The sequence below is a fragment of the Synechococcus sp. MW101C3 genome, from assembly GCF_002252635.1.
In the GTDB taxonomy this organism is placed as follows: Bacteria; Cyanobacteriota; Cyanobacteriia; order PCC-6307; family Cyanobiaceae; genus MW101C3.
Map to the genome: position 1 here is coordinate 123197 of NZ_NQKX01000003.1, position 11865 is coordinate 135061.

An 11865-nucleotide genomic window follows, 5' to 3' on the forward strand; every position below is an offset into this window, starting at 1 on the left:
ACGTAACGTTGATGACTTGATCGCCTGAATCCATTGATGCTGACCTTATGTCGGCAATGTCACCTGTCGATGTCGTTCCACACAGCTCCACAAGGACTGCTGGTGATTAGAACATCAACGTTCTGATTCAGCACAATGCCCGTTCGCATCTTGTTTGCCACCACCACCGGAAAAACGGAGGGCGTTGCCACCCGCCTCGCTGAGCTGATCGGACCCTCTGCCAGCGTGCAGGATGTGGGTGATCTCGACGCTACCGAGGAGTTGGAAGCTTCGGGCGACCTGATCTGTTGCGTGCCCACCTGGAACACCGGAGCAGATTCGATGCGCTCCGGAACCGCCTGGGACAGCCACGTGGAAAGCATCCCTGACCTGCAGATGAGCGGTCGAACGGTGGCGATTGTGGGCCTGGGAGATTCTTCCTCCTACTCCGATTACTTCTGCGATGCCATGGAAGAGCTCTACACGGCATTCATCCAGTCTGGGGCCAGAATGGTCGGCAAGGTATCACCCGCTAGCTACGACTTTTCAGAATCAAAGAGTGTGGTGAATGGGCTGTTCTGCGGCCTGCCTCTCGATGAAGACAGTGAACCCGATGTCACTGATGAACGACTTGCGCAGTGGGTGAAGCAGCTGCAATCAGAAGCTCCCGGGATGTTCTGACACTCTGGAGCCAATCCTCTGGGTAGTGATTGCGTCAGCCTTCGTCGTTCCGGGGTCTCCAACAGGAGGGAAGCCAGAGGATGTTCCAGGCATTGGTTTCCACCAGCATCTCAAGATGCTCACTGGTCAGGCAGCGGTCATCTTCCAGATCGGATCGCAACGACAGCAGTGAAAGGCGTTCCATGCACCAATCCCTGAGGCTGGTGAGCTGCAGGATGCGATTGAGGATCTCGTTCTCTTCGCTTGAGTGCATCTGAGACTCGTCCATCACGATCACGCCATGGCAGTGCGATGAGATCATCATCATGGGGTGTGCTGTGCCTTGCCTTGGAAATGCGACGCACGGGCGTAGCAAATAAACCAACGACGTCCTGGCTCATCATTCTCCATGTCCTCCCGAGAAGGTTGATTATGACGAAGGGGATCATGACTCGTCGATCTTGAGAAGACTGATCCGGACTTGACTGATCCGGGCTTAGTTGATCCAGGTTTGGCTGATCCTGCTCAGGCTGATCCTGGATCACCACACAGCCTGGGTCAACTGTGCAATCGGTCCTTGATCCAAGGCCTGTGGCTTGACTGCCTCTGCAGGATGTTCATCAAGCGCGATGCGTTCAGGATTCAAGGTCCCCCCATCCCGTGCGCTCCGGCGGCATGCCGCGCATCAAGGGCGATCAACTGTCGTTGTCACAGGATCCTTGCCTGATCCATCGTCGACGCATCTAGGGCACGTCTTCGTTGGGCCACAAGTCCTGATCTGCACTGTCATTCCTCTTCCGCAGATTGACCACGGAGCCAGTTGCGGACGACCAGGCCTTCGTGAGGCACCACTGCAGCTGGAGCAGCGCCATCGTGGGCCTTGGAGCCGTCTCTGCTCGCTGTGATTCCCGTAGCACCCCTGACCGTGCCGCTCCAGCCTCCCGCGGAGCCAGCCTGGGTGCTGCCCTGCCCGGGAGAGGTGAGCTGGCAGCTGCTGGCCGAGGTGAAGCTGCCCCGGGAGGGCACCGACGGCCAACCGCTCGGTGGCTTCTCAGCCACTGCCATGGACCCGGAGGGCCGCAGCCTGTGGCTGCTCAGCGACGCCCCCGCACCCTTCCTGGTGCCGCTGCATGGCATCGCGCGTCTCGGGGAGAACGGGGGCATCCCGCCGGTGGTCGGCCGGCGGCTGAGGCTCACCGATGCCAACGGCCAGCCATTTGCCCACCCCCTCGACGGTGAAGGGCTGGTGATCAAGGGCGGATCGTTCTGGATCGTGAGCGAGGGGCGCCGCACGCTGGAGCAGCCGCCGCGGTTGCTGCGCTTTCAGCGGGCCACGGGGCGCCTGCAGGAGGCGTTTGACCTGCCGGCGGACTGGCAGGCGGCGCCGGGGCGGGGCCTGGGCTCGAACCAAGGGCCGGAAGCGCTGACCTTGCTGCCGGTGTCGCCAGCGGCGCCGGGCGGTTCAGGCCGGCCCCCTTCTCTACTGCTGGCGGCCGAGCGGCCCCTGCTGCAGGACCCGGAGGGATCGCTGCGCCTGCTGCATTTCGGCCCGCTGGCCAGGAGCCTGGCCGGCAACGCCTCCCCAACCACCCCTCAGACCGCAGCCCCGCAACCTGCCTTTCTGCCGGCTGGGCGTCTGGAGGTGGCGCTGGAGGGTCCCCAGTGGGGCCTCACCGAGCTGCTGGCCCCGCCGAGCTCCGGGCTGCTGCTGGGGCTGGTGCGGGGCTATGCCGCGCCGAACCGCTGGTGGGCGCGGCTGGTGGCCTTCCCCCTGCCGGCAAGTCGGCCCGCAGGTGAGCACGCCCCACCACTCGCACCGGTGCGGCAGTGGGATCTGCTGGCGGCCGGGCTCAGCCCCGACAACTGGGAGGCCCTCGCCGTGGGCCCGGCCCTGGCCGATGGACGCCCCACGCTGCTGCTGGCCAGCGACGACAACTTCAATGTGATGCAGGCGAACCGGATCGCCCGGATCGCCCCCCGCTGTCCGGCGCGTCCCTGATCCAGGACCCCCAGCGTGAGCCCAGCTCTGGACTGGCGTTTCAGCCCCGGTCTTGACCGGAACCGAGCCGTTCGAGGCTGGGCATCAGCGCCACCGCCGCCACCAGGCCCAGAGCCACGATCAGCAGCGCCGGCACCAGCGCGGACGACACCCGTTCATCACCGGCGTACTGATAAACGCGCACTGCCAGGGTGTCGAAATCGAAGGGGCGCAGGGAGAAGGTGAGCGGCAGCTCCTTGACCGTATCGACGAAAACCAGCAGCGCACCGACCAGCAGCGGGCCTTTCAGCAGGGGCAGATGCACACGCCGCAGCACCTGGGTCCAGCTGCAGCCGAGGCCGGTGGCCGCTTCATCCACGCTGGGCGGAATCCGCTCCAGAGCAGCATCAAGGCCCCCCTTGGAGACGGCCAGAAAACGATCGCTGTAGCCCCAGAGCAACAGGAGCAGCGGGCTGAGGCCGAGCGGGCCGCCGATCAGCATCAGGGCCAGGGCCAGCACCGTGCCGGGGATCGCGTAGCCCATGCCCGCCGTGAAGGTGAGCTGACGCAGGAAGGGCTGGGGGATCCAGCGGCGGGCGATCGCCAGCACCACCGCCGCCACCACCGTCACCAGGGCAGCGGCAAGGGCCAGGCCAAGGCTGCGCAATGTGAGCGCCACCAGCTCCTCGGGTGAATCGCTCTGCAGGTGGTCGCGGCTCATCACCAGCCAGGTGAGCGGAATCGCCAGGCTGATCAGCGGCGGGACCAGGGTGAGCAGCTGGGCCGCACAGGACCGCCAACCGCTCAGGTGCCACTGCAGGGAGCTGGTGCCGTCATGGCCCATGTTCCAGCGGCGGCTGCGCTGGCGTAACCAGCGTTCGGCTCCCACCAGCAGACTCACCATCACCAGGGCGATCAGGGCCAGCCCCACGGCTCCCTGCAGATCCCCTTCACCCTGCCAGCGCTGCAGGATCCCGCGCGACAGGGTGGGCACGCCGAGCAGTTCGACCGCGCCCAGTTCATTCACCACCTCCATGCCGCTGAGGGCAACGCCGGCACCGATCGAGGGCAGGGCCAGTGGCAGCGCCACCCGCCGAAAGCTGCCCCACGGACCAACTCCCAGGCTGCGGCAGGCCTCCAGCTGGCGGTGGCCGCTCATCGAGAAGCTCTCGGTGGAGAGCAGGAACACATAGGTGTAAGTGGTGAGGCTGAGCAGCAGCACCGCCCAGCCGATGCCGTGAAAGCGGAAGCCCCAGCGGCTGCCGAGATCGACGAGCACGGCAGCCAGCACAAACGCAGGGGCCGCCAGAGGAAGCACCTGCGCCAGGCGCAGCCAGCGCCGGCCGGGGAAGAGGCAACAGGCCGTGAGCCAGCCGTTGGCCGTGCCCACCAGGGCGCCGATCATGCCGACACCGATCACAAGCCCCACAGTGTTGACCACCTGCTCAACGCCCTCGGCACCCAGCTGGAGGGTGCTGGAGCCGGGGGCCAGCAGGGCATAGCCCACCAGCACCAGCACCGGCAACAGGGCCAGGGCTGAGACCAGCACAACCGCTGCCGTGAGGGAGGCGCGCCGCATCGGCGGTGCGCCCTTGACAGCTGGTGCGCGTTCGGCTGTTGCCAGTGCCGCCATTCGGTGTCCTACTTCCAGCCGTTGGTTTCCATCATCCGGGTAGCGGCCCTGCTCCGTGCTCCGATCTGCTCGACCGAGACGCCATCCGCCCTGAAGGTACCGAAGCGCTTGAGGATGGGATTGTCACCCACGCCCTTGAGCGGGTACTCGTTGTTGGCTTCGGCGTAGCCGCGGCCACCGGTGGGGGAGGCCAGAAACTCGATCAGCCTGAGCGCAGCCTGGGGATTCTTGGCATGGCGCGTGACGCCGGCACCACTGATGTTGACGTGGGAGGGATTCACGTAGACCACCCGGAGCTGCTCAGCCAGGCGCTTGTCCTCGGCGCCACCTTCGCCCGAAAGCATGCGGGCCACGTAGTACGAGTTGACGACGCCAACCGCGCACTCACCCCGGGCGACGGCACGGGCCAGGGGGGTATCCGAGGTGAAAAACGGCTGCTTCACGTTGGCCACCATGCCGCGCACCCAGTTGCGTGCGGTCGCGTCGCCGCGCAGGATCATCTGGCTGGCCACCAACGACTGGTTGTAGGGGCTCTTGCGGTCGCGCAGGCAGAGCTTGCCTTTCAGGGCTGGCTTGGCCAGATCGGCGTAGGTGCGAATCGTGGCGGGATTCACCAGCTTCGGGTTGACCACCACCGCGCGCACCCGGCGGGTGAGGCCGTACCAGCGCCCCTGGGAGTCGCGCAGGTTGGCGGGCACATCGCGCTGCAGGGCTGCGGAGCGGCTGGGCTGGAACAGGCCTTGGTCGGTGGCGGTGTCGAGGCGGGCGGCATCCACCAGCACGAGCACATCGGCCGGGCTGTTGCGACCTTCACTCTTGAGGCGCTCGATGATGGCGTCGTCCTTGGCTTCCAGCACGTTCACCTTGATGCCTGTGCGGGCGGTGAACTGGCGGTAGAGCTCTTTGTCCGTGTTGTAGTGGCGGCCCGAGTACACCCCGATTTCAACGGGTTTGCGGTTGGGCGCCTGTTGCGCCAGGCCGGCACCAACGGCGGTGGCGATCGAAACAACCGTGAGACCGGCAGCAGCCAGCCTCACGGTGGCGGAAGAGATCCGTTTCATCCAGGAGATGGAGCGCCCGATGGCGCGAATGCAACATCTGGAGCGTAGGAATCAGGGTTTAGCTACCCACGTCGAAAGGGTGCGACCGGAAGTAACAAATGTGACCCGAAGAAAGACCGTTGGATCAGTGGATGGGGGAAACAACCAGGAACGAGAACCGCTCAGGCCGCTTGTCTGTCGTGGCTGGGGCATGAGAAGCGGGCTCTGCCCTGTGGAATGGCAAGCCAGACAGATTCCCCGCAGGCAAGGCAACCCAAAGAAAAAGCGACCATCAGCAGGGCTGACGATCGCTGAGGGCGAGATAGAGGGAAGCGTTCAGCGGCTGGGGCGGACCCGGACTGGAACGAGAGCCGGCTGCATCAGACCGCCGCCGGAATTGTCGTCGTCGGAGTCGGTGGTGAGCCAGAAGGCCAGGCCGAACAGGGCGATGACGCCGGTGAAAAGCAGAAGTTCGACCATGGCACCCAACCGGTATCCAGCAACGTTAGCCAGAACCTGAGGGCTGACTGTGTCGATGACTGCGATTGGTGCTCAGCTCAGGCGGCGCCGGCGCCGGCGAGCAGACCGATCGGCCCCAGGGCCAGCAGCGCACCCACCACGGTGAGCAGAACGGCAAGACGCACGGTCCAGGCGGTGCCGAGCCGGCGCAGCAACAGGAACGTGACCCCCACGGTGAGGCCGGAGGCCAGCAGGGCTCCCGCCCACCAGCTGCTGGCACCGCTGGCTTCATGGCCGTGCAGCATCGCGTGGATCGCCACCGCCACCGTCACCACGGTGCCGGCCGCAGGAATGGAAGGAGGGTGGCCAGAGCGGCGGCTCATCAGGATCAGCACACCCAGACCCGAAACCGCCAGTGCCGCCAGCAGCTCAGCCACGGGCAGGCCGCCGCCGCTGACACCGAAGAACGCCCCGATCACGGCACCGGCCAGGGCGAACAGCAGGAGCTGGGCACTCACGAACGACGAGGCCGCACCCACGCCCACCAGCAGGAAGAGGTGGTCGAGGCCGGTGAGGGGATGGCTGAAGCCACCCGCCAGGCCGGCTCCGGCCAGGCCGTGGGCGGAGGCGGGCAGGGTGCCCAGCAGGCTGAGGCCAAGACCGGCGCAGCCGGCCAGCACCAGATCTCGGCCTGACGAGGACTTGAGGGAAGCGAAGGGCATGGTGAACTCCGGTCCGCGCCGGGGATTGAAGGGGGAGGAGCAGGGGCGAGCGTTCTGGCTGAGGGCCCACCTGTTGATGGGGCCCATCACAGCTGCGGGACAGCGCCGGAGTGACCACCACGCCTTCGGACAAGGGTGATGCTGGCACCGGACTTTCCTCGTTGCCTCACCGGGGTGCGCACCGGCAAACCACTGCGGGGTCAGTATGAAGCCAGCCCTGCCGCCCGGGAGTTCAACGGCAACCTTTGGATGCGGGGCCTCAGGTTGAAGGGCTGTCTGGCGAAGAGCGTCAGGAAAAGCCCTTGCCGGCCGCACCGCTGGCGACGCAGGCCCGCAGCTGACGGCGCAGCTTGTCGTGATCGAGCTCCTTGCCGATCAGCACCAGCTGGTTCTTGCGCGGTCCTTTCCAGTCGGTGTCGTCGATCGAGAAGCGCTTGCCCGCCAGGTGGAACACATGGCGCCGCTCGCTTTCGCTGAACCAGAGGATTCCCTTGGCCCGGAACACCCCGGCCGGCATCTGGTTGTCGAGGAAGTTCTGGAACTTGCGCAACGAGAACGGCCCCTCGGCAGCGAAGGAGAGCGAGGTGAAGCCTTCGATCGCCAGATGGTCGGCGGCATGGACGCCGTCGCCATGGGCGTGATCGTGATCGTGGCTGTGGTCATGGCCATGGCTGCTGTGGTCGTGGACGTGGTCGTGGACGCACTGGCCATGGTCGTGGTCGCAGGCGCTGTGGTCAGCGGTGTGGTCAGCGGCAGTGGCGTGGGTTGCGGCGGCACCCTCGGCCGCGCCGGCGCTGTGGGCATGGCTGTGGCCGTGATCGTGATCGTGGTCATGGCCGTGGTCGTGGCTGTGCGCCTTGGCCTCGCCGGCCTGGTCCGCCACCACCCGATCGGACTCGAACAGCCCCACGCTCAGCAGCAACGGCAGCGGCACCTGCCCGCTGACCGAGCGCAGGATGCGCGCGTCCTTCTTCAGCTCGCGCAAACGTGATTCCACCTCCACCAGCCGCTCCTCCGCCACCAGATCGGTCTTGTTGAGCAGCAGGATGTCGCCATAAATCACCTGGGCGCGCCCCACCTCGCTCGCCATGGTGGACTCGTCAAAGTTCTCCGCATCGATCAAGGTGATGATCGAATCGAGCCGGGTGGTGTCGCGCAGCTCGCTGCCGAGGAAGGTCATCGCCACCGGCAGCGGATCGGCGAGGCCGGTGGTTTCCACCACCAGGTAGTCGACCGGATCGGGGCGATCGAGGATGCGCTCCACCGCCTCCAGCAGTTCGCCGTTGATCGAGCAGCAGATGCAACCGTTGCTCAGCTCCACCATGTCGTCGCCGGTGGCGATGATCAGGTCGTTGTCGATGCCGATCTCACCGAACTCATTCACCAGGACGGCGGTCTTGATGCCGTCCTGGTTGCTGAGGATGTGATTCAGCAGGGTGGTTTTGCCGGCGCCGAGAAAGCCGGTGAGGATCGTCACCGGCAGGCTGGTGATGCCGGCCTCCGCCATGGCGGGGATGGGCACCGTCGCAGGGCCGTCGGCGCGGAGATCGGTGGCGTGGAGATCACTGGCGGTGCTGGTCATGGCGATGGCGGCCAGGGCGGAGCTGATCCCGCCAGTCTGGCGCCTGGCCTCTGCGAGCTGGCTCGCTGATGCGGCCGTTTGCAGGCTGGCAAGCGGCCAGGGCGCGGCCAGGAGGCTGCCGCTTCTACGCCTGACGCGGCGCGATCACGGCTGGGCGTGGCAGGGTTGGGAGGAGCCCCGTGCGGGCCGCCCCCACAGGCGGCCACCCTCCAGGCGCAGCTCTGTTCGGAGGCCCGGCGACGATGAAGTTCAAGGACTACTACGCCGCCCTGGAGCTGGAGCGCGACGCCGATGGCGACGCGATCAAGAAGGCCTACCGGCGGCTGGCCCGCCGCACCCACCCGGACGTGGCCAAGGAGCCCGGTGCCGAGGAGCGCTTCAAGGAGATCAGCGAGGCCTACCAGACCCTTTCCGATCCCGAGAAGCGCCAGGCCTACGACGACCTGGGCCGCCATGGCAGCGGGGAGGACTTCAGCCCACCGCCCGACTGGGAGAGCCGCTTCCGGCGGGAGGGCGGCCAGCCGGCCGGTCAGGACGTGGATCTGGCCGATCTGTTCGAGCAGATGGGCTTTGGCGTTTCTGGCGGCGCCGGTGGGTTCGGTGGCGGTTTCGGTAGCTCCGGCGGTTTCGGCCAACAGGCTGGCGGCTTCCCGGTCCGCGGCCAGGACCTGGAGGTGACCACGGAACTGACGCTGGAGCAGGCGGCCCAGGGCACCGAGGTGGCGTTCACGCTCAGCGTTCCCAGCCGCCGCGCCGACGGCGGCATGGCGCGGGAGCCCCGCTCCGGCACGATCCGGGTTCCACGCGGTGTGGCCGATGGCGAGCGCCTGCGGGTGCCGGGCCGTGGGGGCCCCGGCCACGGCGGCGGCCCGGCCGGTGATCTGTTTCTGGAGATCCGGCTCAAGCCACACCCCCGGTTTCGCCCCGTGGGCCACGACCTCTACCTGGAGCTGCCGATCGCCCCCTGGGAGGCAGCACTGGGCGCTGAGATCGAGCTGCCCACGCTCGCTGGCACAGCGCGGGTGACCGTGCGGCCGGGCATGCGCAACGGCCAGAAGCTGCGGCTGGCGGGCAAGGGTCTGCCACGGCGCAAGGAGGGCGCCGGCGATCTTTACGGTGTGATCCAGATCGTGATGCCGGAGCAGATCGGTGATCGCGAACGGGAGCTCTACCGCGAGCTGGCCGAAGCCTCCGCGTTCAACCCCCGTCCATCGTTCGAAGGAGCCGCCACCCATGGCTGACGATCCGCTGATTCCCGCCGACGACGACAGCCCGGTGGCGCTCGAGGAGTTGCTGGCGGCCTCTGGCCTTGCCCATGAAGAGGTGAGTGAACTGGTCCAGTTCGGCGTGTTCCAACTCACCGGCACGGGCACGTCCTGGTGCTTCCACGCCCGCACCCTCACGCTGGCCCGCCGCGCCGCCCGCCTGCGCGACGACTTCGGCCTCAACGTGCCCGGCATGGCCCTGGCCCTCACCTACCTCGAACGCATCGAGGCACTGGAAGCGCGGCTGCGGGAACTGGAGTGCCAGCTGCCGCGCTGAGATGGGGCCGCTGCAGCCACTCCATGGCGCGCGTCGCTAGCCAGTGCATCAGACCAGAACGGCCATCCTGAACACAGAGTCAGCTCACAGCCTCCAAACCCCCGGATCAGAACCGGAAGGTGGTTTTCACCAGGCCACCCAATTGGTTGAAGGTCTCGCCGGAGGGGGTGTCCTGGCCCAGGGGCCGGCTGAGATAGAAGAGGGCGGGCGTCACGGAGATGTTGTCGCTCACCTGGAACTTGTACCACCACTCCCACACGACATTGCCGTCGTTGGGGTAATCGCTGCCTTCGAGGGCCGTGGCGAAGACCGGCTGGCCCACGGCCATGCCGAGGGCGTTCCCTTTCACGAACACATCGCTCCACTCCAGCCCCACCATCCACGACTGACTGGTGCGCACATCGCCATCCACCTCCTGGCCGTCGTACGACGTGGAGTTGATGCCCCAGCCGGCACTGATCGAGGGCAGCCAGCCGGAGCCGGCGGGTTGCCAGTAGCCGCTGAGGCCGATGGCATTGGTGCTGCTGCTGGGGTTCTCGAAGGCGAGGGCGGTGATGGGCGTGGTGCCGGGCACCCCCACCCCTGACTGGATATAGCTGTAGATCGCAGCCACGGCCCATTGCTCCTGCGCGTAACCGATCTGCACGGTGCCGGTACCGGCGCTGGCGCTGGTGCCGATGCCGCCCTCGCTCGGATTGCCGCCGTTGCCGTTGGCGGCCACGTAGTTGGCGCTCACACTGAAGCCATCGTTCTGCCACCAGAGGCCGGCGCCGGGGCCGAGGTTCTTGTTGTAAGCCGCCGGTGCACCGTTGAGGGTGAGCACGTTCAGGATCGTGTCGCTGGGGTACACGCTCGGCCACAGAGCGAGCATGTCTTCCTGACCGACGCGGCCACCGAGGGTGGCGGTGAAGCCGCTGCCGAGCGGGAATTGATAGAAGAGCTTGTCGATCGCCACCACATCGCCGCAGTCGGCGTTGTCGCCGCAATCCTCCTGGAACGCCACTTCCAGGGTGGAGAGGCCGCCGGTGGGGCCGGCGCCGCCGAAGGCGCTGTCGGCGAAATTGCCGGCCCGCAGGATCGTGCGCAACAGATCCTTGCCGCTGAAGCTGGTGTCGAAGCTGAGCTGGAGGTCGTAGTTGAAGGTGGTGGCGCCCACCTCCTGGCGGACCGCCCCTCTTGGAGCACTGCCGCCGAAGGCATTCGCCCCGAGCACGAAGGTGGCCTGGCCGCTCAGCTTGGTGGTGGTGGAGAACTGGCTGGCTTCCAGCTCGCCGACTTTGGCTTCGAGGCCATCAACCCGGCCCTTGAGCACGGCCAGTTCAGCATCGAATTCCTTGAGCAGGCGGCGCAGCTCGTCGGTCACCTCGGTGATGCGATCGAGGCAGGCATTGAGCAGGGCGGCGGCTTCCCAGCGGCTGAGGGCCTGCTTGCCGCGAAAAGTGCCGTCGGGGTAGCCGGCGACGCAGCCGTAGCGCTCGATCAGGTTGGAGAGCGCCTGGTAGGCCCACTCGGTGGGCTGAACATCAGAAAACTGATTGATGCTGGTGACCTGATCGGCGCTGAGGCCATCGGCGGCCTGGCCAGCGGCATAGCGCTGGATGCCCTCCAGGTTGAGCTCCGCCGCGCTGGCGCCAACGGGGGCCAGCGGCGCCAGCAGAGAGAGGGCGCCAGGAACGATCAGGCGAAGCAGAGGCTGGGTCATGGAGGGCTGGGGGCAAGGTGAATGATGCGAAAAAGATAATCGTTATCAAAGATCTCAGGACTGATCGTGGCCGGTTGCCCTGCCGACCAGTCCAGCCTTGGGGTATCCGCTGCTGATTCCGTCCCCGCAACCACTGTGCGAATCAGCGACTGCTGTCTCAGTCATCGCCATCGTCGTCATCGTTTCCTTTGCGTTTCTCGCCCCCATCACGGTCGTCGTCGCTGTCATCGCGGCTGTCTCGCTCTTCGCTGGCGTCGTCGCGGCCCGGGTTCTGAGGCACCAGAAAGCCAGGGATGAATCCACAACCCGTGGACGCGGCGATTAGCACCCCGGCGATGAATGAAAGGCTGAGGCGGGATCCGGGCATGGGGCATCAGGGCCAATGGAGACAGATTGTGCGGGCTGAGGAGCGGATGGCATCCCCCGGGCACAGAGCCGGGTGTCTTTGGTGACAGGCTCCGCTGGCGTCAGTGCCAAGACCGGCAGGCCTGCGGCCACTGGCCCTTTGTGCTGGATGCGGAACCCGGTGCCAACCATCACACCGGTGGGTGGCCAATGGGCCCTGCGC

The 11865-nt window shown here is 66.5% G+C and carries 12 protein-coding genes and 1 riboswitch; of the genes, 4 read left to right on the plus strand and 8 right to left on the minus strand.

The features are described 5' to 3' along the window. The first annotated feature begins 135 nt into the window (after window positions 1-135). On the plus strand, window positions 136-660 hold the full coding sequence (fldA, locus tag CJZ80_RS04575) for a flavodoxin FldA (RefSeq protein WP_094510900.1): 525 nt from the start codon (window positions 136-138) through the stop codon (window positions 658-660). A gap of 34 nt (window positions 661-694) precedes the next feature. Here fldA and CJZ80_RS04580 read toward each other — a convergent pair whose 3' ends face one another. After that, on the minus strand, window positions 695-937 hold the full coding sequence (locus CJZ80_RS04580) for a hypothetical protein (RefSeq protein WP_144036922.1): 243 nt from the start codon (window positions 935-937) through the stop codon (window positions 695-697). A gap of 660 nt (window positions 938-1597) precedes the next feature. Between CJZ80_RS04580 and CJZ80_RS04585 the strand changes: the two genes are divergently transcribed. Further along, window positions 1598-2638 (plus strand): esterase-like activity of phytase family protein, encoded by a 1041-nt coding sequence (locus tag CJZ80_RS04585; protein ID WP_233132807.1) that lies wholly within the window; start codon window positions 1598-1600, stop codon window positions 2636-2638. A 40-nt stretch (window positions 2639-2678) separates the two neighbouring features. On the opposite strand, the gene CJZ80_RS04590 is transcribed toward CJZ80_RS04585, so the two are convergent. From CJZ80_RS04590 to CJZ80_RS04605, 5 genes are all read right to left on the minus strand, one after another. Further along, a complete protein-coding gene (locus CJZ80_RS04590; RefSeq protein ID WP_094511064.1) occupies window positions 2679-4196 on the minus strand; it encodes an iron ABC transporter permease in 1518 nt (505 codons plus the stop codon). Window positions 4197-4258: 62 nt separating this feature from the next. Further along, window positions 4259-5311 carry an extracellular solute-binding protein gene (locus tag CJZ80_RS04595; RefSeq protein ID WP_094510902.1) on the minus strand — a complete coding sequence of 351 codons (1053 nt, stop codon included), beginning with the start codon at window positions 5309-5311 and terminating at the stop codon, window positions 4259-4261. 315 nt (window positions 5312-5626) lie between these two features. After that, on the minus strand, window positions 5627-5770 hold the full coding sequence (locus CJZ80_RS15425) for a hypothetical protein (RefSeq protein WP_198948234.1): 144 nt from the start codon (window positions 5768-5770) through the stop codon (window positions 5627-5629). 77 nt (window positions 5771-5847) lie between these two features. Beyond that, window positions 5848-6471: a HupE/UreJ family protein gene (locus CJZ80_RS04600; RefSeq protein WP_094511065.1), complete on the minus strand. Its 624-nt coding sequence runs from the start codon at window positions 6469-6471 to the stop codon at window positions 5848-5850. Window positions 6472-6497: 26 nt separating this feature from the next. Then, window positions 6498-6680, minus strand: a riboswitch (cobalamin riboswitch). An 80-nt stretch (window positions 6681-6760) separates the two neighbouring features. Continuing rightward, entirely contained in the window at window positions 6761-8053 is a 1293-nt protein-coding gene (locus CJZ80_RS04605; protein ID WP_094510903.1) for a GTP-binding protein, read from the minus strand. A 242-nt stretch (window positions 8054-8295) separates the two neighbouring features. On the opposite strand from CJZ80_RS04605, the gene CJZ80_RS04610 reads away from it, so the two are divergent. After that, on the plus strand, window positions 8296-9294 hold the full coding sequence (locus CJZ80_RS04610) for a DnaJ C-terminal domain-containing protein (protein WP_094510904.1): 999 nt from the start codon (window positions 8296-8298) through the stop codon (window positions 9292-9294). Then, a complete protein-coding gene (locus tag CJZ80_RS04615; RefSeq protein WP_094510905.1) occupies window positions 9287-9595 on the plus strand; it encodes a chaperone modulator CbpM in 309 nt (102 codons plus the stop codon). The genes CJZ80_RS04610 and CJZ80_RS04615 overlap by 8 nt, the downstream gene beginning before the upstream one ends. Window positions 9596-9701: 106 nt before the next feature. Here the strand turns inward: CJZ80_RS04615 and CJZ80_RS04620 are convergent, their stop codons facing one another. Together CJZ80_RS04620 and CJZ80_RS04625 are read right to left on the minus strand one after the other, a co-directional pair. Further along, window positions 9702-11297, minus strand: a complete 1596-nt coding sequence (locus tag CJZ80_RS04620) for an iron uptake porin (RefSeq protein WP_094510906.1) — start codon at window positions 11295-11297, stop codon at window positions 9702-9704. A 157-nt stretch (window positions 11298-11454) separates the two neighbouring features. Then, window positions 11455-11664 carry a hypothetical protein gene (locus tag CJZ80_RS04625; protein ID WP_094510907.1) on the minus strand — a complete coding sequence of 70 codons (210 nt, stop codon included), beginning with the start codon at window positions 11662-11664 and terminating at the stop codon, window positions 11455-11457. Between the last annotated feature and the right edge of the window lie 201 nt (window positions 11665-11865).